The organism is Nocardia sp. NPDC056100, from assembly GCF_042266325.1.
Classification (GTDB): Bacteria; Actinomycetota; Actinomycetes; order Mycobacteriales; family Mycobacteriaceae; genus Nocardia.
Map to the genome: position 1 here is coordinate 786999 of NZ_JBHJVY010000004.1, position 20951 is coordinate 807949.

The 20951-nt window shown below is 67.3% G+C and carries 22 protein-coding genes; 16 read left to right on the forward strand and 6 right to left on the reverse strand.

All coding sequences use genetic code 11. The annotated features are described in order from the left end of the window. Positions 1–49 precede the first annotated feature (49 nt). From ACFC0O_RS34040 to ACFC0O_RS34080, 9 genes are read left to right on the forward strand one after another with little or no spacing between them, the layout of a single operon-like run. The gene (locus ACFC0O_RS34040) at positions 50–904 is read left to right on the forward strand and encodes an MlaE family ABC transporter permease (protein ID WP_375965327.1); all 855 of its coding nucleotides are present in this window, start codon (positions 50–52) and stop codon (positions 902–904) included. Next, positions 904–1770, forward strand: a complete 867-nt coding sequence (locus tag ACFC0O_RS34045; protein ID WP_375965330.1) for an ABC transporter permease — start codon at positions 904–906, stop codon at positions 1768–1770. The genes ACFC0O_RS34040 and ACFC0O_RS34045 overlap by 1 nt, the downstream gene beginning before the upstream one ends. 4 nt (positions 1771–1774) lie before the next feature. After that, positions 1775–2761 (forward strand): MlaD family protein, encoded by a 987-nt coding sequence (locus tag ACFC0O_RS34050; RefSeq protein WP_375965332.1) that lies wholly within the window; start codon positions 1775–1777, stop codon positions 2759–2761. Next, positions 2758–3780, forward strand: a complete 1023-nt coding sequence (locus tag ACFC0O_RS34055; RefSeq protein ID WP_375965335.1) for an MlaD family protein — start codon at positions 2758–2760, stop codon at positions 3778–3780. Before ACFC0O_RS34050 ends, ACFC0O_RS34055 begins: the two co-directional genes overlap by 4 nt. Continuing rightward, entirely contained in the window at positions 3768–4757 is a 990-nt protein-coding gene (locus tag ACFC0O_RS34060) for an MlaD family protein (RefSeq protein WP_375965337.1), read from the forward strand. The genes ACFC0O_RS34055 and ACFC0O_RS34060 overlap by 13 nt, the downstream gene beginning before the upstream one ends. Next, positions 4757–5857: an MlaD family protein gene (locus ACFC0O_RS34065; RefSeq protein WP_375965339.1), complete on the forward strand. Its 1101-nt coding sequence runs from the start codon at positions 4757–4759 to the stop codon at positions 5855–5857. The genes ACFC0O_RS34060 and ACFC0O_RS34065 overlap by 1 nt, the downstream gene beginning before the upstream one ends. Before the next feature lie 20 nt (positions 5858–5877). Next, positions 5878–6897: an MlaD family protein gene (locus ACFC0O_RS34070; RefSeq protein ID WP_375965342.1), complete on the forward strand. Its 1020-nt coding sequence runs from the start codon at positions 5878–5880 to the stop codon at positions 6895–6897. Further along, positions 6894–7865: an MlaD family protein gene (locus ACFC0O_RS34075; protein ID WP_375965345.1), complete on the forward strand. Its 972-nt coding sequence runs from the start codon at positions 6894–6896 to the stop codon at positions 7863–7865. The genes ACFC0O_RS34070 and ACFC0O_RS34075 overlap by 4 nt, the downstream gene beginning before the upstream one ends. A gap of 25 nt (positions 7866–7890) precedes the next feature. Then, complete coding sequence (locus ACFC0O_RS34080; protein ID WP_375965348.1) at positions 7891–8493, forward strand: hypothetical protein; 603 nt, start codon at positions 7891–7893, stop codon at positions 8491–8493. A gap of 6 nt (positions 8494–8499) precedes the next feature. Here the strand turns inward: ACFC0O_RS34080 and ACFC0O_RS34085 are convergent, their stop codons facing one another. After that, positions 8500–9249 (reverse strand): enoyl-CoA hydratase-related protein, encoded by a 750-nt coding sequence (locus ACFC0O_RS34085; RefSeq protein ID WP_375965350.1) that lies wholly within the window; start codon positions 9247–9249, stop codon positions 8500–8502. A gap of 112 nt (positions 9250–9361) precedes the next feature. Here ACFC0O_RS34085 and ACFC0O_RS34090 point away from each other — a divergent pair, with 112 nt between their 5' ends. Next, positions 9362–10909 carry a flavin-containing monooxygenase gene (locus tag ACFC0O_RS34090; RefSeq protein ID WP_375965353.1) on the forward strand — a complete coding sequence of 516 codons (1548 nt, stop codon included), beginning with the start codon at positions 9362–9364 and terminating at the stop codon, positions 10907–10909. A 13-nt stretch (positions 10910–10922) separates the two neighbouring features. Further along, positions 10923–11942 carry a nitroreductase family deazaflavin-dependent oxidoreductase gene (locus tag ACFC0O_RS34095; RefSeq protein ID WP_375965355.1) on the forward strand — a complete coding sequence of 340 codons (1020 nt, stop codon included), beginning with the start codon at positions 10923–10925 and terminating at the stop codon, positions 11940–11942. Positions 11943–11959: 17 nt separating this feature from the next. On the opposite strand, the gene ACFC0O_RS34100 is transcribed toward ACFC0O_RS34095, so the two are convergent. Further along, complete coding sequence (locus ACFC0O_RS34100; protein ID WP_375965358.1) at positions 11960–13345, reverse strand: family 1 glycosylhydrolase; 1386 nt, start codon at positions 13343–13345, stop codon at positions 11960–11962. A gap of 190 nt (positions 13346–13535) precedes the next feature. Here ACFC0O_RS34100 and ACFC0O_RS34105 point away from each other — a divergent pair, with 190 nt between their 5' ends. After that, complete coding sequence (locus ACFC0O_RS34105) at positions 13536–14714, forward strand: tRNA-dihydrouridine synthase (RefSeq protein WP_375965361.1); 1179 nt, start codon at positions 13536–13538, stop codon at positions 14712–14714. Here the strand turns inward: ACFC0O_RS34105 and ACFC0O_RS34110 are convergent. After that, the gene (locus ACFC0O_RS34110) at positions 14654–15112 is read right to left on the reverse strand and encodes a winged helix-turn-helix transcriptional regulator (RefSeq protein ID WP_375965364.1); all 459 of its coding nucleotides are present in this window, start codon (positions 15110–15112) and stop codon (positions 14654–14656) included. The genes ACFC0O_RS34105 and ACFC0O_RS34110 overlap by 61 nt on opposite strands. Positions 15113–15199: 87 nt before the next feature. Between ACFC0O_RS34110 and ACFC0O_RS34115 the strand changes: the two genes are divergently transcribed. Together ACFC0O_RS34115 and ACFC0O_RS34120 are read left to right on the forward strand one after the other, a co-directional pair. Then, positions 15200–16621 carry an MFS transporter gene (locus ACFC0O_RS34115; RefSeq protein WP_375965366.1) on the forward strand — a complete coding sequence of 474 codons (1422 nt, stop codon included), beginning with the start codon at positions 15200–15202 and terminating at the stop codon, positions 16619–16621. Between the two features lie 21 nt (positions 16622–16642). Then, the gene (locus tag ACFC0O_RS34120; protein WP_375965369.1) at positions 16643–17137 is read left to right on the forward strand and encodes a pyridoxamine 5'-phosphate oxidase family protein; all 495 of its coding nucleotides are present in this window, start codon (positions 16643–16645) and stop codon (positions 17135–17137) included. Here ACFC0O_RS34120 and ACFC0O_RS34125 read toward each other — a convergent pair. Next, entirely contained in the window at positions 17130–18329 is a 1200-nt protein-coding gene (locus ACFC0O_RS34125) for an MFS transporter (RefSeq protein WP_375965372.1), read from the reverse strand. The genes ACFC0O_RS34120 and ACFC0O_RS34125 overlap by 8 nt on opposite strands. Positions 18330–18420: 91 nt before the next feature. Between ACFC0O_RS34125 and ACFC0O_RS34130 the strand changes: the two genes are divergently transcribed. After that, the gene (locus ACFC0O_RS34130) at positions 18421–19059 is read left to right on the forward strand and encodes a helix-turn-helix domain-containing protein (protein ID WP_375965374.1); all 639 of its coding nucleotides are present in this window, start codon (positions 18421–18423) and stop codon (positions 19057–19059) included. Position 19060: 1 nt separating this feature from the next. Here ACFC0O_RS34130 and ACFC0O_RS34135 read toward each other — a convergent pair whose 3' ends face one another. Further along, on the reverse strand, positions 19061–19909 hold the full coding sequence (locus ACFC0O_RS34135) for an acyl-CoA thioesterase (protein ID WP_375965377.1): 849 nt from the start codon (positions 19907–19909) through the stop codon (positions 19061–19063). Between the two features lie 71 nt (positions 19910–19980). After that, positions 19981–20289: a hypothetical protein gene (locus ACFC0O_RS34140; protein ID WP_375965378.1), complete on the reverse strand. Its 309-nt coding sequence runs from the start codon at positions 20287–20289 to the stop codon at positions 19981–19983. Positions 20290–20349: 60 nt separating this feature from the next. Here ACFC0O_RS34140 and ACFC0O_RS34145 point away from each other — a divergent pair, with 60 nt between their 5' ends. Next, positions 20350–20811 carry a phage tail protein gene (locus ACFC0O_RS34145; protein WP_375965380.1) on the forward strand — a complete coding sequence of 154 codons (462 nt, stop codon included), beginning with the start codon at positions 20350–20352 and terminating at the stop codon, positions 20809–20811. Positions 20812–20951: the final 140 nt, after the last annotated feature.

A 20951-nucleotide genomic window follows, 5' to 3' on the forward strand; every position in this document is an offset into this window, starting at 1 on the left:
GCTGCATAGCGTGCAGCGCAGGGAGTTTCGACGCGGGAAGGAGGAGCGGATGCGGATCGAGACGAAGCCTCGCGGCGGGAATGAGCCACTCACGGCGCTGCGGATCGCCCGGAACAGCTTCTCCACCATCGCGATCGGCGGCCTGCGCACCTTCGGGCGCACGGTCGATCTGGGTGCGGAGGCGGTGCGCGGAACGGTCGCCGATGTATTCGCCGGGCGGTTCCAGTGGCGTGAGATGTGCGCTCAGGCTTGGTACCTGATCACCGTCACCGCGATTCCGGCCATCCTGATGGCGATTCCGTTCGGCGTGGTGGTGTCGGTGCAGGTGGGCAATCTCATCCATCAGCTCGGCGCGGATTCACTGCTCGGCGCGGCCGGCGGGCTGGGGGTCATCCAGCAGGGCGCGCCGATCGCCACCGGCCTGCTGCTCGGCGGGGCGGGGGCCTCGGCCATCGCCTCGGATCTGGGTGCGCGCACGGTGCGCGAGGAGATCGACGCGCTGCGGGTGATGGGCATCGATCCGGTGCACCGCCTGGTGATTCCACGCGTCGTGGCCATGGTGCTGGTCGCGCCGCTGCTCAATATCCTGGTCATCTTCGTCGGTGTGGTCGCCGGTTATGTGGTGGCCATCAGCGCGCAGCAGGTGACGCCGGGCAGCTACTGGGCCACCTTCGGCGCGTTCACCGTGCTGACCGATGTCTGGATCTCACTGGCCAAGGCGGTGCTGTTCGGCTTCGTGGTGGTGATCGTGGCCTGTCAGCGCGGGCTGGAGGCGCGCGGCGGGCCGCGCGGGGTCGCGGACGGTGTGAACGCGGCGGTGGTGTTGTCGGTGGCGGCGATCATCGTGATCAATTTGGCGCTCACCCAGATCGTCGCCATGTTCCTGCCGATGCGGGTGGCGTGATGACCGCTACTCCATACCTGCCCAAGGGTTTTCGCACCGCGCGCCGGCTGGCGCGCACCTCCGGGCGCACGCTGACGCCGCTGGAGAACACCGGGTTCATGCTCGGTTTCATCGCCCTGGCGCTGGCCGGAATACCGGTGACGCTGCGCCGCTATCGGGCGCAGACATTGCGCACCATCACCGATATGACCTGGGGCCGTGGTTCTTTGATCGTCGGCGGGGGCACGGTGCCTATGCTGGTGGTGCTGGGTGCGGCGATCGGCGCGGGCGTGGGTATCCAATCCTTCGCCGCCCTGAACCTGCTCGGGCTGGGGTCGGTATCGGGCGTGGTGTCCGCGTTCGCCAATACCCGTGAGCTGGCACCGATCGCGGCCGCGGTGGGATTCGCGGCGCAGGCGGGCTGCCGGATGACCGCCGAGATCGGGGCCATGCGCATCTCCGAGGAGATCGACGCGCTGGAATCGCTCGGCCTGCGGTCGATTCCGTTCGTGGTGAGCACCCGCGTCATCGCGGGCGCGGTCGCCATCGTGCCGACCTTCCTGATCGCGCTGATCCTGTCCTACGCGTCCTGTTCGGCGGTGATCGTGCTGCTGCACGGGCAGGCGAACGGGGTGTACGACCACTACTTCTTCCAATTCACCAGCGGCTACGACATTTTCGCGGCGGTGGTGAAAATCCTGGTGTTCGGCGTCGCGGTGATCCTGATCCACTGCTACTACGGCTTCTTCGCCTCCGGCGGACCGGAGGGCGTCGGCATCGCGTCCGGTCGCGCGGTGCGCGCCAGTTTCGTTGCCATCATCGGCTTGGACATGGTGCTGACGCTGCTGCTGTGGGGTATCAATTCCGCGATCGAATTCCCGGGGTAGGGCCGTGCCGAATTACGCGATTCCGGGTGTGCGCATCGGCCGCGGCCCGTCCCGGCTGCTCGGGGTGCTGACCGTACTGCTGGTCGTGGCCGCCGTGCTGGGATGGAATGCCTTGCAGGACAGAGCAACCGGAGAACGGCTGAGCATCCAGCTGCGCACCGAGCAGATCGGTGAGGGTATCGCGACGGGCACGCCGGTGCGCTTCGACGGTGTGGCCGTCGGGCGCGTCACCGCGGTCAAGGCCGCGGAGCAGGGCAGACAGCTGCTCACGCTGGAACTGGATCCCGGGCAGACAGCCTCGCTCACCGACGCCCTCGGGGTGGATTACGCCCCCGAGAACCTCTTCGGCATCAGTGCGGTCGCGCTGCGCGGCGCACCCGGCGGAGCACCGCTGCGGGACGGCCAGGTGATCGATCTGGCGGACCGGGTGAACGATGTGACCATGGGCGCGCTGCTGCGCTCGCTCACCCAGACCTCGACCGAGGTGCTCACCCCGCAGCTGACACAGCTGCTGACACAGGTGAATTCGGATCTGCGTGCGTTCAGCCCGGTGCTGCGCGCGGTGGTCGAGCTGAGCCGGGCGGTGGCGGACACCCAGCAGTACCCGTCCTCATTCCTGCTGGATCAGTACGCCGGATTCCTCACCGGCTTCGGCTCGTTCACCTCGGCCACCTTCAAACTCGCCAAGGCCATCCTGGATATCCAGATCTTCCAGCAGGACCGCGATCGCTACGACGCGTCCATCACCATGCTGCGCGAAGGCGTATTGAAAGGACTGGCAACGACTTTCGGCACGGTGCACGACAGTCTGGGCGGTTTCACCGATCCGCTCGCACCGGTGGTGCAGGCGCTGGCCGATACGGTGCCCGATCCGGCGACCTCGCACGCTCAGCTCACCGAGACCATCGACCGGCTGCACCGCATGTTCGCCGACAGTCCGGACGGACCGGTGCTGAATGTCGCCGTCACCCTGCTGGGGGCGGGCCGATGAGACAGCGGGGGATGGCCGGGGTGCTGCTGCGGCTGGGCGGCTTCGCGACGGTGATGATTGTGCTGCTGCTGGCCGTGGTCACCGCCATCGTGCGGCCGGTGAGCGGTGACACCGTCTCGTACCGGGCCGAATTCACCGATGTCAGCGGTTTGAAGACCGGTGACGATGTGCGCATGTTCGGGGTGCAGGTCGGCAAGGTGACCGGTATCGAACTGCGCGGTGCGCGGGCGGTGGTGGCGTTCACCGTGCGCGCGGATCGCCCCTGTTTCGTCACCAGCGGCTTCGCCATCCGGTATCAGACGCTCACCGGGCAGCGCTATGTGGATGTGCGGCAACCGGATTCGCCCGGCGAGCGGTTGACCCCCGGATCGACGGTGCCCGCGGAACGGACCGTGCCCTCCTTCGATATCACCCAGCTGTTCAACGGTTTACAGCCGGTGCTGCAGGAGTTCTCGCCCGGTGCGCTGAACCAGTTCACCGAGAGCGTGCTGGCGGTGATTCAGGGCAATGGCAATGGAATCGGGCCCGCGCTGGACGCTTTCGAACAGCTGAGCCGGTACGTCACCGATAAGCAGGCCGTGCTGTCGCTGGTGCTGTCCAATCTGCAGGCCATCTCGGAGCAGATCGGTGGTAAGTCACCGCAATTGGTGACGCTGCTGAAGGGCATCGCGGACGTGTTCACCTCCTTCCGCGTCGAACTCGACGGACTGCTGCATTTCGCGGCGGTCGCGCCGTCGGCGCTGGGACCGCTCAACAGCCTGTTGAAAACCCTGGGGCTGACCGAGAATTCGAATCCGAATCTGGAGCAGGACCTACAGCGACTGTTCCCCGATCCCGATCAGGCGCTGGACACGCTCGGACGGCTGCCCGGCCTTTTGCAGTCGCTGGCCAACCTGCTGCCGCCCGCCGGTCCGATCGCGGGGGAGATCACGCTGACCTGTTCCAAAGGGCCCGCCGAGGTGCCCGCGCCGTTCGCGGTGCTGATCAGCGGACAGCGGGTGTCGATATGCCGAAGTTGAAGCCCGGCAGCGCCGCTCGTGAACTGCGGCTGGGTCTGTACGGTGCGGTGGCGCTGACGGTGCTGCTGGTCGCGACGGCCGTCTTCTATCTGCTGCCGTTCGGAAAGTCCACCTACACCGCCGATCTCATCGAAGCCCGGTCGGTACGGGCCGGGGATGAGATCCGCATTGCCGGGATTCCGGTCGGAGCGGTGAAATCCCTCGAACTGCTGCCGGATCGGGTGCGCATGACCTTCACGGTGAACGACAACGTGTTCCTCGGCGATCGGACCGGGCTGGAGGTGCGCATGCTGACCGTGGTCGGTGGCCACTACATCGCCGCCTTCCCGGCGGGGGACCGGCCATTGGGCCGAGCGGCGATACCCGCCGATCGAGTTCGGCTGCCCTACAGTCTCATTCGCAGTCTCCAGGACGCCGCCGTGCCGATTCAGCAGGTGGACGGCGATACCCTGCGCCGGAACTTCGACGCCCTGGCCGGTTCGCTCGACGACAGCCCGGATGCGCTGCGGCGCATGGGAACCGCGGTGCAGAGCCTGGTCGGACTGCTGGACCGGCAGAACGCCGATGTGTCCCGCGCGCTGACCGTGATGGATGAGTATCTGACGGCCGTGAACGGTAACCGATCACTGCTGGGGACTTTCCTGCGCAAGATCGGCTCGCTGGAGACCGACGGCCTGGCCAAGAAGGCCGAGATCGCCGAATCACTGTCCGTGACAGCGGAATTGCTCTCGCGCATCGCCGGTATCGAACCCGCCTGGCGGCATGAGCTGGAACCGCTCGCCGATCAACTGGAAGCCGCGGTACCGCAGCTCGAGGATCTGGGCCGCCGCTTCGATCAGGCGATCAACAGCCTCGCCCAGTTACAGGACCGGTTGCGGGCGGCATCGACGCCGCAGGACGGAGTGGTGGTGGATCAATCCGGAATCACCCTGCCCGTCCCGCAGGTCTGCATTCCACTGCCGGGGCGGGGGTGTTGATGAAACGCGTACTGGGCGCACCGGGTTTCGTGACCGCGACCGGGGTCGCACTGGTGATACTGGTGACCGTCGTCGGCTATCTGCTCGCCTTCGATCCGCTGCGCAAGACCATCGGTTACTGCGCGGTGCTGCCGGACTCGATCGGGCTCTATCCCGGGAACCAGGTCACCACGCGCGGCCTCCCGGTCGGCACCGTGGATCGCGTCGAGCCCGAGAACGGTTCGGTACGAGTCACTTTCACCGTCGACGCCGCGTATCCGTTGCGCGGCAAGGTCACGGCGACGACCGTATCGGACACCCTGGTCGCCGACCGGCAGCTGGAGGTGCTCGGGGATAACGCGGCACCGGACAACTGGCCCGAGAAGACCTGTATCACACAGACATTCACGCCCAAGAGCATTACCCAAACGCTGGGGGCGTTCGCCGATCTGGCCGGACAGCTCAATGGCGACGGTGATCCCGCGCAGGCGGATCGCCTGCGCGACGCGGTGCGGGGTTTCGACCGCGCCACCTCCGGCGGCGGCCCGAAACTGAATCAGCTCATCAAGGATCTCGGCTCGGCGCTGAACCGTCCGGACGCCGCCGTCGCGCACCTGGGCGCGGTGCTCGACGCGTTCGCCTCGCTCGCCGACAGCATTTCGCTGAACTGGGGTGATATCAAGGTGGCGCTCACCCAGGCCGATGAGGGCATCGGGTTCATCAATTCGGTGTGGGGCGAGACGGTGCGGATCGTGGATTCCCTGCTGGTGATCCTGCCGTGGTTCAACACCATCGCGCACAAGTACGGGCGCTCCATTCTCAACGGCCTGGATGCGGCGGTGCCGAAACTGCATCTGCTCTCGGCGGGCATCGGCTCGCTGCAAAAGCTGCTCGGCATGCTGCCCGCCGTGGTCTCGGCGTTCGGGCAGTTCATCGACGGACGGACCGGGCAGGTGAAGGTCGGTTACGCGGCTCCGCGCGTCGCACTGCCCAGGGACAGCGCCGAACAAGTGTGCGCGGCGCTCGCCATCCTGCGGCCGGGGGAGTGCCGCGGGGCGGACGACGGACTCGTGACGATGAATCTGATACCGCTGGTATTGGGATCGGCGGGTGCACGATGAGGCGAATCATACTGCGCTGCATGGCATTCGCCGTCGCGGCCGCGCTGCCCGCGGGATGTTCCTTCGATCCGGCGCAGCTGCCGGTGCCGGGTGCGTCGGTGCCGGGACCGACCTACCGGGTGCATATCGAATTCGCCAGTGCGCTGAACCTGCCCGCACAGGCGAAGGTGATGGCCAACGGCACCCGGATCGGCGGTCTCCGATCGGTCCGGGTGATCGATCCCTCCGCCGCCGGTCCCGGCCGCGTCGACGCGGAGGTGGAACTCGAGGCGGCGGTGCGGCTGCCGGTGACGACGACCGCGCAGCTGCGTCAGAACACGCTCCTGGGGGACGTCTTCATCGGGCTCACCACACCCCCGGGAGATCTCTCGCGGAGTATTCCGGCGGGCGGAACGATCCCACTGGCGCAGACCAAACCAGCACTCCAGGTGGAGGATCTGCTGGCGGGGCTGTCCACCTTCGTCGGCGGTGGGGCACTACATCAGGCACAGGAGATCATCGGGCAGGCCAATGCCGTCCTGCCCGCCGACAAGCGGGACACCGCAAGGATTTTCGATCGCATCGGCACCGATGTCGCCGATGTGGCCGGGAATCTCGATGTGCTGGACCGGTTCCTGAGCGGCTTCCAGCAGGATCTGGACGCGGTGCTGGGGAATCCGCGCGAACTCAACGCACTGCTGAGTGAGCAGGGCGCACATGACATTCCGGCGGATGTGCAGGCGCTGGTGAACACCCTCGGCATCGTCGGCTCGCTGGGCGATATCGGGCAGTCGCTGGTGCCGTTCGCGCCGCTGTTGCGTGCGGGAGACGCCGCCGCGGCCGCGTTCGTGCCGATGCTGTTGGCGCGCAACCCCCTCGACCTGGATGCGCCCTCCAATCTGAATCGCCTGGTGGCGCTGCTGCGGGACCGGGTGCTGCCGTTAGCGCAGGGCGGCGCGAAGGTGAATATCACCTCGGTGACCCTCGGCGACGCCCCCGACGCCGGCGATCAGATCGAAGCCATGGTGCGGGCGCTGCGCATGATCGGAGTGGTGCGATGAGGCCGAGTTCGGTGCTGTCCCTGCTGAGCATCGTGGTGATCCTGTTGTCCGGCAGCGGCTATCTCGCCTTCGGGGTGGCGCGGGTGGACTGGTCCGGCCGCGATATCGATGCGGCACTGCTCATTCCACGATCGGGCGGACTGCTGCCGCGTTCGAAGGTGCTGCTGTCCGGGGTGCAGGTCGGTCAGGTCAGCGCGGTGACGCATACCGCCGACGGGGTGCTGGTCGGGGTGCGGATCTCGGACCGCTATCCGATACCGGTCGCCAGTGCGGTGCGCATCGAGGGGCTCTCCGGACTCGGCGAGTCGTATATCGAGATCGAACCGGGTTCGGGCGCGGGTCCCTTCCTGCGGAACGGGCAGACCCTGCGCGGCAGCGGAATCGCCACGCCCGTCACCATTCCCGAGGTCGCCGCGACCACCACCCGGCTCATGCGGCAGCTGGATCCGGCCGCGCTCGGCTCCATCGTGGACACGTTCAGCCAAGCCATGGCCGGTACCGAGGCGGTGATCCCGGATCTGGCGCGCGCCACCGATCTGCTGGCCGCCACCCTGGTGAGCCGGACCGATCTGATCCGGCGCATGCTGGTGGCCCTGCAATCGCGGGCCACCGATATGGACTGGGCGGAACCGGCACTGGTGAGCGCGTCCGGGCCGTGGGCCGATTTCGGGCCGCGGGTATCGGAGGTCGCGGCCGCCATCGCGGCCGTGATTCGCGCGGGCGATCTGCCGGATTCATTTCTGAGCGAGGACCGGAACGCGCCGGGCCTGGTGCCGTTCCTGCGCGAACTGTCCGATCGATTGCGGCAGCTCGGACCCGATATCGCACCGCTGGCACCGCTCGTCGCGCCGTTGTACGCCAGCGCCACACCGCTGCTCCAGCAATTGGATCTCGGCAGCCTGATCGGCCAGGCCCTGCACGCCACCAGCCCCGACGGCACGCTGCGGTTGCAGCTGCGCGTCAAGTGATCACACCCCTGTATCGGAGTTCGCCATGACCACAGACCTCGACACCGACATCGACGTAAAAGATGAGCAGGCAAAGGTTTCCGTGCTCCGCGCGGTCGATGCGCCACGGGCGGTGGCCGTTCCGGTGCGCACGCTGCTCTGGTCGGCGCTGGTGGCGGTACCCGTCATCATCGCCATCGTGCTGGCCGTACTGCTGGTCTCCGCGCGCGGCGACCTCGCCGACCGGGACGCCCGGGCCGCCGATGACGCCCGCGCCGAACAGGTGGCCAGCGATTACGCGGTCGGCGCGGCCACGGTCAACTTCGCCGACTTCGACTCCTGGGTCGCGCGGCTGAAGAAGAACACCGCACCCGCGCTCGCCACCAAATTCGATGCCACCGCGCCGAAATTGCAGGATCTGCTCACCCCGCTGAAATGGACCTCCACCGCCGCCCCGATCTCGGCGAAGGTGGTGAGCGCGGCGGCCGGGGTCTACAAGGTGAACGTCTTCGTCAATGTCTCGTCCACCAACGCACAGAATCCCGACGGCGCGCAGACCACCGTCACCTACAACGTCACGGTGGACCGCAACGCCGAGTGGAAGATCAGCGATGTGGGCGGGATGGACGGGGCGCTCCCGCTCAAATAGCGCGAATCACTCTCCGCTCCAACGTGGTTCGCGGCGTTCGAGGAAGGCCGCGACACCCTCGGCGGTATCGCGGGAGGACAGTGTCGCGGCCATGGCGGCCTCGGTGACCTGCCATGCCCGTTCGTCATCGGCGGAGTTCAGTCGCTCCAGCGCGGTCAGGCTCTCGCGGACCGAGACCGGGGCATTGCGGCAGATGCGGGCCGCGAGTTCGCGGGCGGACTGTTCGGCCTGCCCGGCCTCGGCCACCGCATTGACGAAGCCGAGTTGGTACGCGCGCTCCGCGCTCAGCGAATCACCGGTCAGCAATAGCTCTTTCGCCACGTTCAAAGGCAGGGCGCGCCGGGTCCGGAACAATCCGCCGCAGGTGGCGATGACGCCCCGGCGCGACTCCGGCAGCCCGAACGCCGCGGTGCGACCGGCCACCACCAGATCGCAGGCCAGCACCAATTCCATACCGCCGCCGAGGGCATTGCCCTCGACGGCCGCGATGAGCGGTTTGCCCATGCGGCGGCGGATGACGCCGTATTCACCGCCGCGCTCGGTGCGCCCGCCCGATCCCGCGCTCAGATCGGTGCCCGCCGAGAACATGGTTTCGGTGCCGGTCAGCACCGCCACCCACAGGCCGGGATCGTCCTCGAAATCGTTCAATGCCGCGTCCAGGCCCGCGGTCATCTCCGCATCGATGGCATTGCGCTTGTGCGGGCGGTGCATCCGGATGATCAGGGTCCGGTCGTCGCGTTCTCGTTCCACGGTCATGCGCCGATTCTCACCGAGCGCCCGCCGCGCGCGCCGCCGGGTGGCCGGGAGGGTCAATCTGTTGGCGCGCGCGGAAAGGCGGTCCGGCGGTGCGGGGTCATAGGTTCGGGAGATGACGCCGCTTCATCCGAATCAGTCCCCGCCCGAACCCGATCTCGAGGTCGCCGTCATCGGCGCGGGATTCGGCGGTCTGGGGGCGGCGGTCGAACTGCGGCGCGCCGGGATCGATCGGTTCCTGATCTTCGACAAGAATCCGGATATCGGCGGCACCTGGTATGCCAACACCTATCCCGGTGTGGCCGTTGATATTCCGTCGGTGTACTACAGCTTCTCCTATGCGGCCCCGAAGGTGTGGTCGCGACTGTTCGCGCCGGGGGCGGAGGTCAAGGCGTACGCCGATCAGATCGCCGACGACTATCGGCTGCGGGACAAGTTGCGGCTCGAGACCCGGGTGCGGGCCGCGACCTGGGATGAAGGCAATCATCGGTGGCGGATCGATACCGAGCGGGAATCGTTCACGGCTCGATTTCTCATCGCGGCCGTGGGCGGTCTGGAAGTGCCGCGCATGCCCGATATTCCGGGCGTGGAGGAATTCGCGGGCAAGGTGGTGCACACCGCGCGGTGGGATCACGACTTCGACTATCGCGGTAAGCGGATCGCGGTCATCGGTACGGGAGCCACTGCGCTGCAATTGATTCCGGAGCTGGCGGACGAAGCCGGGCAGCTCACCGTATTCCAGCGCACGCCCATCTGGGTGATGCCCAAGCCGGACTTCCGGATCGGCGCGGGCGTGAAATGGGCGCTCGACACCGTGCCCGGGTTGCGCAGGCTGGTGCGGCTGGGGGTGATGTCGACCTTCGACGCGGGGGTTTCCACCGCCGGTGTGTTCTACCGGGCGACCAGCCCGATCATCGGGTTCACCGGCCGAAGTATCAAGCGCTGGTACGGAACTCAGATCGACGATGCCGCATTGCGGGAGCGGCTGACCCCCGATTACGCCCTCGGCTGCAAACGCCCCTCGGTATCCAACCGGTATCTGAGCGCCTTCACCCGCGATCACGTCGAGCTGGTCACCGATCCAATCGAGAAGATCACCGCCGGTGCCGTCGTCACCGCTGAGGGCGTCGAGCACGAGATCGATGTGCTGGTCTGCGCCACCGGATTCAAGGTCATGGAGGCCGGCGCGACACCGCCGTTCCCCATTCACGGCCGCACCTCCGAGCTCGGAGAGTTCTGGCAGCACAATCGTTTTCAGGCGTACCAGGGGGTGTCCATCCCGGACTTCCCGAATCTGTTCATGATCACCGGGCCGTACGGCTTCGCCGCCGCCTCCTATATCGCCATGATCGAATGCACCGCCGCGCACGCCCGCCGGGCCATCGTGGCGGCCCGCGATCGCGCCGCGACCGCCGTCGAGATCCGCCGCGAACCGCATGACCGCTACTGGCGCAAATCGCTGCAGCGGCATCGGAACGCGCTGTGGCTCAACAACGATTGCGAATCCTCCAACACCTACTACATCAACGCCCAGCACGATGTGGCGGCCATCCGGCCCAGTACGCATGCCGGAATGTGGTGGGCCAACAAGCGTTTCCCGCTGGACGACTACGCCTATTCGACGCTCGCGACGCGGCCCGGCGGCGTCGAGCGCGCGTCCTAGACCGGAGGACATCATGGAACTCAAACCCGATGTGGCCGCGCCGACGGATGCGGCCCCGCACTGGCGCGCGGCCTCACCCGATCGTGTGCCTGAACTGGGCAGGTTGCGGCATACCGAACCCGCGACCTGGCTGCTGGCCCGAGTCGGCGGCCTGCTCGGGGGTGGCGGCCGCATCAAACTGCTCGAGATCATGGGCCGCTCCGGCGGACTGTTCTGGCGCTACGCCCCACTGGCCCTGCGCCTGGTGCCGGGCAGCAAACTCACCCGGGTCGACTGTGAGCTGGCGACCCTGCGCACGGCCTGGCTGGTCGGCGCGCGCTACGAATGGCATCACCACGTCTACGCGGCCCGCTTCAGCGGTCTGTCCATGGAAACGGTCGAGCGCGTGGCGGCCGGTCCGGAGGACCCCGGCTGGACCGAGCAACAGCGCCTACTCCTGCGCGCTGTCGACGAATTGCATTCCGGCCGAATGATTCTCGACGACACCTGGACCGGTCTCTCGACCCACCTCACCCCCGCCCAGCGCGTGGACCTGTGCATGCTCGTCGGCCACTACGACATGCTCGCCATGCTCCTGAAAACCCACGGCATCGAGCCCGAACCCGATATGTGGCGGCGCGGCCCCCTGCGCTGGGTCCGCGACAGCGCCAGCGGCGACGGCCTCACCCCCGGCGGCCTCCCGCGCTTCAACAAGGCCGTCACCAACCGCCTGGTAGGCCCCTCAGCCGGAAAAATCCCGCCCTACAGCGTGATTCACCATTCCGGCCGCAAATCCGGCCGCCCCTTCCGCACCCCGGTCCTGGCCGCCTACCGGGGCAACCTGCTCATCGTCCCCCTTCTCTACGGCGACCGCTCCGACTGGGTCCGTAATGTTCTCGCCGCGAACGGCGGCGAAGTCACCCACCGCCGCCGCACCCGCAAATTCACCTCCCCCCGCGTCCTGGACGCCGCAGGCGCCACCACCCTCCCGTTTCCCGCCCCCCTCTTCACCCGGCTGCTGAAAATCCTTGTCGCCGAACTGAACCCGGCCTGACGATGCTCTGAATCCGGTTACGGGACCGAGACCGGGCGTAGGCAGCTTTCCAGGGGTGTGACTATCGAGCAGAGGGCTGGGGTGCGGGTGGGGCGGTAGTCGGCGGGGACGCCGGTGTGGGTGGTGATGTCGCGGTAGGCGGCTACGGCGGTGGTGGGGCGGCGGGTGAGGGACGGGTCGGATTTGACGTCGACGGTGTAGAGGCCGAAACGTGGTGCGTAGCTGCCCCATTCGTAGTTGTCGGTGATGCTCCAGTAGTTGTAGCCGATCACGTTGATGCCGTCGGCTTTGGCGCGCTGGATCCAGTAGACGGTGTCGCGCAGGTGGTCCGCGCGGTCGTAGCCGTCCCAGCGGGGGAGGCCGCTGTCGGTGGGCATACCGTTCTCCACCACGTAGAGGGGGAGTCCGGGGAATTTCTCGGCGTAGGTGCGCAGGTCGTAGTAGATGCCCTCGGGTTCGATGGCGTTCTTCCACAGTTCGTCGCCGAGCAGGGCGGTGCCGGGCGGATTCGACAGGGACGCACCGTAATAGAAGTCGATGCCGACGTAATCGAGTTTGCCGTGCACGCGATCGGCGAAGAGCAGATCGGTCAGATTCTGCACGATCGGGTACTGCGCGATATTGCTGGTCACCTGTGCGCCCGGCTGGCGCTGGTGGATGTAGTCGTAGATCGTGCTGTGCGCCTGGACCAGCCGATCGAACATCGGCAGCGCGTCCAGCACACCGATATCGCCGATCTTGATCGATTGCGCCACATAGCCCATCGGCTCATTGATGGTCACCCACAGCGGGTTGTACCCCGCGTAGCGGTCCACCACCCGCCGCATATTGGCCAGCCAGTCCGGCACCATGTTCTTGCTCTTCCAGCCGCCCCGATCGGCTTCCCATCCGGGAATCACCCAGTGATCGAGGGTCAGCATGGGCCGCATACCCGCGGCCCGAATCTTGGCCAGCACCTCGTCGTAGAACCGGAAGTCGTTCTCGTCCCACACATCCGGGCGTGGCTGCACCCGCGCCCATTCGATGCTGAGCCGATAGACCTTCACCCCCAACCCGGCCGCCAGATCGATGTCCTCGGCATACCGGTCGAAGAAGTCCACCGAATCCCCGTACGTGTCCCGGGCCTTACCGGACTTCGCGTATCGGCTCCAATTGCTGTCGGGCGCATGCCCTTCGGATTGGAAACCCGCCATGGACACACCCCACATGAACCCGGACCCGAGGGCGGGCACGGTGGTCGGCGCTCCGGAACTCCCCGTCCCGGACCCGCTGGAACTGCCCGACCCCGACCCGCTTCCGGACCCGGACCCGCTCCCGGTCGGCACGGCTCCGGCGATGCCGGACGCCGCCAAAGTGATTGCCACGGCGGCCGATACGGCACAGATCAGTCGAGAGCGTCTCATCCCAGTACATCCTCCAGCGCGACCCAGCGCGTCCCCGACGGCCGCGCACGGTGCCCCAGACCCTACTGGTCAAACGTCCAGCACGGGCGATATTGCGACGAGCGGAAGGTAGGTCCCCGAAACCCTGGTTCCGGCAACAGCGGTAAAACGGGTGCTGGTTGCGATGCGCGCGGGCGGTGAGGCTGTTGTCGTGAAAACATCCATAACCAGCGGGGGTGCGCAGCACCCCGCGCTGGAACCATTCAGAATCGGCTCGCTGCCACTGCGCAATCGGCTCGCCGTCGCCCCCATGACCCGAATATCGGCGACCGCACAGGGGGTGCCGACGGCGCAGATGGCCGAGTACTACCGCGAATACGCCCTGGGCGGATTCGGATTGATCGTGACCGAGGGCGTCTATGTGGACGCCGCACACAGTCAGAGCTATTTCGGTCAGCCGGGACTGGTCACCGTCGAGCAGGTCGCCGAGTGGCGGGCGGTGACCGGTGCCGTGCACGCGGCCGGGGGCACGATCGTCGCGCAGCTGATGCACGCGGGCGCGATATCGCAGGGCAATGCGTTCGGAGCCGGGACCATCGGACCGTCGGCGGTACCGCCGCGCGGGCAGATGATGGTGGATTACGGCGGGGTCGGCGGCGCGTGGGACGCGCCGCGGCAGATGACCGTGCACGATATCGACGAGGTGCTGGACGGTTTCGCGCTCGCGGCGGTCAATGCCCGCGAAGCCGGATTCGACGGGGTCGAGATCCACGGGGCCAATGGCTATCTGCTGGACCAGTTCCTCACCGACTACACCAATCTGCGCACCGACGAGTACGGCGGGCCGGTGCGGAATCGGATTCGGCTGACCGCGCAGGTGCTGGAGGCGGTCCGAGAAGCCGTGGGGGACTTCCCGGTCGGCGTGCGGCTCTCACAGACCAAGGTGAACGATTTCGGCTACCGCTGGCCCGGTGGCGAGACCGACGCGTGGGTGATCTTCGCGGCGCTGCGCGAGGCCACCTACCTGCACATCGCCAGTGAGGGCAGGAATTTCATCGAGACCGCGCGCTTCCCGAACGGGGTGACCATCACCGAACTCGCGCGCGAGGTGTCGGGGCTGCCGGTCATCGCGAACGGCGGTATGCACGATCTGCGCCAGGCCGCCGATGTGCTGACCTGCGGCCATGCCGACGTGCTCTCGCTCGGACGCGGAGCGCTGGCGAATCCGGATCTGCCGCAGCGTATTTCGGCGGGTATCGAACTCGACGACTTCGACTACGAGATGCTGCACCCGCTGGCCGATCTGGCCAGCGCGGCCGCGTGGCGGGCTCAGCGCGAGACGGCGACCGGCAGGATTCCGGCCTCCGCCTCGGCCTCGCGAACGTCGTAAGCCGTTCGGGCGGCGGCGATTTCGTTCTGATGCGCCTCCGTCCAGATGACCAGCGATTTGATGGTCGTATGCAGGCTCGCGCCCAGCGGCGTCAGCGCGTAATCCACCCGCGGTGGGACGGTCGGATAGACCGTGCGGTCGACCAGGCCGTCCCGTTCCAACTGCCGCAGTGTGCGACTGAGCATGCGCTGGCTGACGCCGTCGATCTTGTACTTGAGTTCGCTGAAGCGCAGCGTGCGCTCTTCCAGATACGCGATCACCAGCAGCGACCACTTATCGGCGACCCGATCCAGGATCTGGCGTACCTCGCAGTCATTGCGGGAGTCCCAGTGCACGGCGTACTCGCCGGGGTCGGTATCCGCGCAGTAACCGAGTGATTCGAATGTGCCGTCTTCCACAAGTTCGAAGTCTGCCCGAAGATCGTCTCGGTAACAAGAAGTAACCGACCACACCGTCGGGAACCGTAACTTTCAAGAGAGTCTGCAATGTTGAAATCCTCACCCCCGACGGTCTTCACCGAATTGTCCGGCCGCGCCTGGGCGGTGCTCGCGGTGCTGTGCGGCGCGATCTTCCTGGAGGGCATCGACGTCGCGATGCTGAATGTGGCGTTGCCGTCCATTCGCGCCGACCTCGGCCTGTCCACCGGAACGCTGTCCGGCGTCGTCTCGGCCTACGTACTGGGCTACGGCGGCTTCATGCTGCTCGGCGGCCGCGCGGCCGATCTCTTCGGACGCCGCCGGGTATTCCTGTTCTGGCTCGCGGTATTCGTGCTGTTCTCCGGCCTCGGCGGCTTGGCGACCAGCGGCTGGATGCTGTTGACCGCGCGCTTCGTCACCGGTGTGGCGGCGGCGTTCATGGCCCCGGCCGGACTCTCGCTGATCACCACCAATTTCGCCGAGGGACCGGTGCGCAACAAGGCCCTGCTGGTGTACGCCGGTGTGGCCGCGGGCGGCTTCTCGCTCGGCATGGTGGTCGGCGGACTGCTGACCGCGCTCGGCTGGCGCTGGGTGTTCTTCGCACCGGTGGTGCTGTCCGCGCTCATCCTGATCGCGGCGATTCCACTGCTGCGCGATGGTCAAGCGCCGCAGTCGGTCCGGGGCCGTATCGATGTGCTCGGCGCGCTCTCGGTGACCGGTGCGATGATGCTGCTGGTCTACGGTGTGGTGCGGCTGGAACACGCGGGCGACGGCCCCGGGGTGACCGCACTGGTATTCCTGGCGGGGGCCGTACTGCTCGCACTGTTCGTGCTCCAGGAACGCCGCACCGCCGAACCCCTGGTCCGGCTCGGCATTCTGCGCTCGGCGAACCTGGTGCGCACCAATCTGATCGCGCTGCTGTTCGTGGGATCCTTCGCCGGATTCCAGTTCCTGGCCACGCTGTACTTCCAGGAACTGCGCGGCTGGAGCACCGTGCAAACCGGTCTGGCCATGGCCGTCATCGGTATCGACGCCATCCTCGCGCCGGTGCTGACCCCGCGCCTGGTGGATCGATTCGGTAATGCCCGGGTCATTTTCGGCGGTGTCGCACTGGCCGCGCTCGCCTACCTGCTGATGCTGCCGACCGGCCTGGATCGCGCGTACATCACCATGCTGCCCGCGCTGCTGCTGCTCGGCGTCGCGTTCTCGCTGGTCTACGGTCCGCTGACCATCGCGGCCACCGATGACATCGAGGAAGAGGAGCACGGGCTCGCGGGCGGACTGCTGTACACCGCCTTCCAATTCGGTTTCGCGCTGGGCATTTCCGGGGTCACCGCCGTGCACGTGGCGGTGCTCGGATCCGGTGCGAGCGGTATCGACGCGGTGCGCACCGCACTGCTGGTGCCGGTGATCGCCGCCGTACTGGCCGGGGCCATCGGACTGTTCGGCCTGCGCCGCACCGCCCCGGTCGCCGAACCCGCCCTCGTCTGAGTCGCTGGAAAGGAAACTGTCATGGCCACAACGGAATTCGATGTCATCCGGCCCGAATTCGATGCCTATATCGGCGATATCGTCTACGCCACCATGGTCACGGTCGACGGTAAGCACCGGCCGCGCGCCCGGGTGCTGATCCCGGTGTGGGAGGTGGTGGACGGCCATCCGGTCGGATGGCTCGCCACCTACCGCACGCCGGTCAAGGAGGCGCATCTCGCGGGCAATCCGAACACCACGTTCTCCTACTGGAATCGCAAGCAGAACTCGGTGCACATCGATGCCACCGCGGACTGGATTCCATTGGAGGACTTGGATACCCGGCAGTACGTCTGGGATATGTACCAGCGCACCAGTCCGCAGGGCGCGGGATATCCGCTGGGACAGTTCTGGCACGGGATCCAGGATCCGAAACTGCACATCCTGAAACTGGAACCCTGGCGCATCCAGGTCATCCGGGGCCGGGACCTGCGCAGCATCCTGTGGCGGGCCCCGGCCGTGGAAACGGTCAGCTAGCAGGCGGCCGCTGTCGCGCCCGGTCCAGCAGGATCAGCGCGACAGCGGCCACCGCGAGCCCGGCCCCGATCACGCAGACCGAGGTCAGAGCCGCGCCGCGGTTCAGCGCGACCGCCGCCAGCACGGGGGTCGCGCTGATGCCCAGCTGGAACGCCGACACCGTGGTCGCCCCGGCCAGGGTGGGAGCCGCGCCGGCGATGGCGAACACCCGGCCGTACAGGGCGGGATTGAGCACGAAAGCGGCTATACCGAGCAGGAATACGGCCGGAACCACGATCCACGCGTGAGACATGGTGAGCGCCAACAGGATCGACAGGATCGCGATGCCGATCGTTCCGGTCAGCAGGGCCAGATGCGGGCGGCGGTCCGAGATACGGCCGCCGATGGACAGGCCCGCGAAAGCGCCGATGCCGAACAGCGCCAGCACCGCCGGAATCCACACCTCGGAGACGCCCGCGATATCGGACAGCATGGCCGCCAGATAGTTGAAGCTGATCATGTAGGCCCCGGTGGTCAGCACCGTGATACCGAAGATGTTCCACAGCAGGGGCTTTCGCAGCACCGCCAGCTCGCGCGCGACGCTCGGGGCCGGTCCCCGGCCGCCGGTGGCGGGCAATCCGAACAGCACGCCCGCGATCCCCGCCAGCGTCAATGCCACCACCACCCAGAACCCGCCCCGCCAGCCGGTGAAATGGCTGATCAGCGTTCCCATCGGACCACCGGCCACCATGGCGACGCTGAGTCCGCTGACCACCACGCCCGATGCCCGGGCGTTCCGGTCCGGGGTCACCAGCCCGATCGCCGTCACCGCCGCCACCGCGAAGAATCCGGCGTAGGCCAGCCCGGATACGAACCGGCTGACCAGCAGCACCGGATAGTTCCCCAGCAGTCCGGCCGCCACCCCGGCCGCGAACACCGCCTGGGTGGCGACCAGCGCGGTGCGGCGCGGCCAGCCCAGGCTCAGCACCGCGAACGGCGGGCCGCCCACCACCACGCCCAGGGCGAAAGCCGTGATCAGCATTCCGGCCGAGGACAGCGTGACATCCAGATCGGCCGCCACCGCGGGTAATACGCCCGCCAGCAGAAATTCGGCGCTGCCCATGGCGAACAGGCTGAAACCCAGCAGGTAGACCCCGGCGGGCATGCTCCGCGACACCGGAGCGTTGTCGACATGCGTTGTCGTTGTATCCATTCGGATCACCTCCGCTACGAGCATCCGAGCCACCTGCCGTTTTCGGCGCACACCATTGCCGAATCCGGGACACGCCGACCGAGAGGAACCGATGCACACCGATCCGACCGTGGCCGCCGCCATCGCGCAGATCGCGCCCCGCCTGCGCGCCGCGCGCGACCGCACCGGTATCAGCCTCGCCGCGCTGTCCCGCGCCACCGGCATCTCCACCAGCACCCTGTCCCGGCTCGAATCCGGTTTGCGCAAGCCGAGTTTGGAGCTGCTGCTACCCGTCGTGGCGGCCCTGGACATCCCCCTCGACGCCATCGTCGCCGCCCCGCGCATCTCCGAACCGCGCATACCCGAGGGCGGTGAAATGGCCGACGGTGGAACAGCTTCCGAGGTGATCGATCCCCGCGTTCCGCAGCGGCCCGATGCCAGACAGGGACGAGTCCTCATCCCGCTGTCCCGCCATCCGGCCGAACCCCGCGCCTACAAACTCACCATCCCCGCGCACGACACCACTCCGTATCCGCGCAGCCACCCCGGCCACGAATGGCTCTATGTGCTGCGCGGGCAGCTCCGGGTCCGGCTCGGCGAACACGACTTCGTCATGGCCGCGGGTGAGGCGGCCGAATTCGATTGCCGCATACCGCATTGGTTCGGGGCCACCGGCAGGGACGGCGTCGAGGTGCTGAGCCTGTTCGGCAAACACGGCGCGCGCATCCACACCCGCACGCGCAGTCGCTAGGTCACGGCCGTTCGCCGCCGCGCATCAGGCCGTGCGCGTCCACCGATGCCACCAATTCGCCCGCGCGCGTGAATATCTGGATCCGGGTGAACATGCGCCCGGCCCCGGCGAACGGGCTCTCGCAGCGCAGCAGCAGCCAATCGCGCAGCGTGAACGGGCGATGGAAGGTAATGGTCTGCGCGAGCATGGCCGCGGCCGAACGTCCACCGCGCCTGGCGATCTCGGCCTGAGGGTACGGGCGCATGGCGACCGGTCCGAGGAAACCCTCGCTGCCGTGCGCCAGCAGCGCCCGGTTCACGCCGGGCAGATCGGGAGCCTTATCGCAGCGCATCCACACGTCCAGCGACGGTGGTCCCGCGAGGTCGAGCGCCACCGCCTCGGCCCCGCCGACCGTGCGGACCTCCCACGGCAGCAGCGCGCACGGCAGCTCATCGCAGTCCTCGGGTCCGGGCAGTCCGGCGGGCAATTCCGCACCGTGCGAAAGGAAGTCGGGTTCGTCGACGCTCAGCATGGCCAGCACTCGCGCATGCTCGCGCTCCTGCTGCCGGAACGTCACCTGCACGGTCGCGAGCGCCCGTCCCGACTGCACGATCTCGACGTCCACCTCGACATCCCGATCGGCGAACCCGCCCCGCGGGAACACCCCGTGCAGTGATTGCACCGCCATATGCGGCACCGTGCGCTCGGCGGCGACCACGGCCTGGGCGAGCGTCTGGCTGCCGAGTGTGGTCGGCAGGGTGGAACTCACATTCCGGGCCCGGAATCGCCCGGGGCCGAGATCGCCGAGATCGAGTACGTCGAGCAGATCGGTCAGATCGACGACCGGCCATAAATGTGTTCCACCAGCCATGGCGAAATGCTCGCACACCCTTCCCATCGGGGGGAACGCGAGGAGCGCTGAGCGGGACGCGCCCGCTCGCCTCAGCTCGCGGAACCGTACTGTTCCAACACCTCCGGCGGCATGCTCAGCGCCGCCTCGATCATTCCGGCCGCATGCCAGAGCCCGATCCGATCCAGCGCCTCGACCGATCGCACACAGATATCCCGATCCAATTCGGCCATGCGGTTTCCGCAGCGATCGCGCTCGGCGATCTCCTCCGCATCGGTGGCCTCGCGCAGCCGTTCCACCACCTCCGCCAGCCGGGCGCGTTCCCGGGTGGGCTCGTACAGCGGGCGCAGCGCGGCAAGGATCTGCCGATCACTGACCTCGGGTACCTCATTCCAGCTCATATCTCTCCTATGCTGACGGTTCCGGATATGCACGGATATACACACGCTGAGGAGTTCTTCATGTCGTATGTCGTGAATTTCGACTCCGTGTCGACCGTCGGCCTGGAGTCCTCACCGGTCGCGGACGCACTCGCCGGTCTGCGCGCGAACGAGGCCCGGTACTTCAAGAACAAGTACAACCACGTCTTCACCGTGGAACCGGCGAGCCAGGCGCGGCCGACCGTCGACTGGGTGAGCGGGATCCTCGAGCAGGAACGCGGGATCGTCATCGCCGCACCGCCGTTGGAGGCTACGGAGTTCGAGGTGGAGGGCATTCGCATGGCGTACGTGTTCTACCAGGACGGCCTGTCGATCAATGTCATGTACACCCTCGCCGACGCCGGAAAACGGGCGGTCGGGTTCAAGCTCTCGGACGGTATGGAGATCCCCGCCGAACTCGACGCGTTCAAGTTCGCGCGCCAGAAGTCCAAGCTGGCGGGCACCATCCGCGGCTCCTACTTCGTCATCAAGAACGAGTACTGAGCCCGGCGTGTCGCCGGGACCGGAATCGGTCAAACGGCTGCGCGGGCGGGTGCTCAGGTCCGATAGTCGATGCGGTCACTCTGTGTGTTGCCTGGACCTGACTGTGCGTTGCCTGGACCTGATGATTCCGCGTGGCAGGA

What these genes read in the sequence shown, in the direction of transcription:
- ACFC0O_RS34040 (WP_375965327.1), top strand. Translation starts at nt 50, where the DNA reads ATGCGGATCGAGACGAAGCCTCGCGGCGGGAATGAGCCACTCACGGCG.
- ACFC0O_RS34045 (WP_375965330.1), top strand. Translation starts at nt 904, where the DNA reads ATGACCGCTACTCCATACCTGCCCAAGGGTTTTCGCACCGCGCGCCGG.
- ACFC0O_RS34055 (WP_375965335.1), top strand. Translation starts at nt 2,758, where the DNA reads ATGAGACAGCGGGGGATGGCCGGGGTGCTGCTGCGGCTGGGCGGCTTC.
- ACFC0O_RS34060 (WP_375965337.1), top strand. Translation starts at nt 3,768, where the DNA reads ATGCCGAAGTTGAAGCCCGGCAGCGCCGCTCGTGAACTGCGGCTGGGT.
- ACFC0O_RS34065 (WP_375965339.1), top strand. Translation starts at nt 4,757, where the DNA reads ATGAAACGCGTACTGGGCGCACCGGGTTTCGTGACCGCGACCGGGGTC.
- ACFC0O_RS34070 (WP_375965342.1), top strand. Translation starts at nt 5,878, where the DNA reads ATGGCATTCGCCGTCGCGGCCGCGCTGCCCGCGGGATGTTCCTTCGAT.
- ACFC0O_RS34075 (WP_375965345.1), top strand. Translation starts at nt 6,894, where the DNA reads ATGAGGCCGAGTTCGGTGCTGTCCCTGCTGAGCATCGTGGTGATCCTG.
- ACFC0O_RS34080 (WP_375965348.1), top strand. Translation starts at nt 7,891, where the DNA reads ATGACCACAGACCTCGACACCGACATCGACGTAAAAGATGAGCAGGCA.
- ACFC0O_RS34085 (WP_375965350.1), bottom strand. Translation starts at nt 9,249, where the DNA reads ATGACCGTGGAACGAGAACGCGACGACCGGACCCTGATCATCCGGATG.
- ACFC0O_RS34090 (WP_375965353.1), top strand. Translation starts at nt 9,362, where the DNA reads ATGACGCCGCTTCATCCGAATCAGTCCCCGCCCGAACCCGATCTCGAG.
- ACFC0O_RS34095 (WP_375965355.1), top strand. Translation starts at nt 10,923, where the DNA reads ATGGAACTCAAACCCGATGTGGCCGCGCCGACGGATGCGGCCCCGCAC.
- ACFC0O_RS34100 (WP_375965358.1), bottom strand. Translation starts at nt 13,345, where the DNA reads ATGAGACGCTCTCGACTGATCTGTGCCGTATCGGCCGCCGTGGCAATC.
- ACFC0O_RS34115 (WP_375965366.1), top strand. Translation starts at nt 15,200, where the DNA reads ATGTTGAAATCCTCACCCCCGACGGTCTTCACCGAATTGTCCGGCCGC.
- ACFC0O_RS34120 (WP_375965369.1), top strand. Translation starts at nt 16,643, where the DNA reads ATGGCCACAACGGAATTCGATGTCATCCGGCCCGAATTCGATGCCTAT.
- ACFC0O_RS34125 (WP_375965372.1), bottom strand. Translation starts at nt 18,329, where the DNA reads ATGGATACAACGACAACGCATGTCGACAACGCTCCGGTGTCGCGGAGC.
- ACFC0O_RS34130 (WP_375965374.1), top strand. Translation starts at nt 18,421, where the DNA reads ATGCACACCGATCCGACCGTGGCCGCCGCCATCGCGCAGATCGCGCCC.
- ACFC0O_RS34135 (WP_375965377.1), bottom strand. Translation starts at nt 19,909, where the DNA reads ATGGCTGGTGGAACACATTTATGGCCGGTCGTCGATCTGACCGATCTG.
- ACFC0O_RS34140 (WP_375965378.1), bottom strand. Translation starts at nt 20,289, where the DNA reads ATGAGCTGGAATGAGGTACCCGAGGTCAGTGATCGGCAGATCCTTGCC.
- ACFC0O_RS34145 (WP_375965380.1), top strand. Translation starts at nt 20,350, where the DNA reads ATGTCGTATGTCGTGAATTTCGACTCCGTGTCGACCGTCGGCCTGGAG.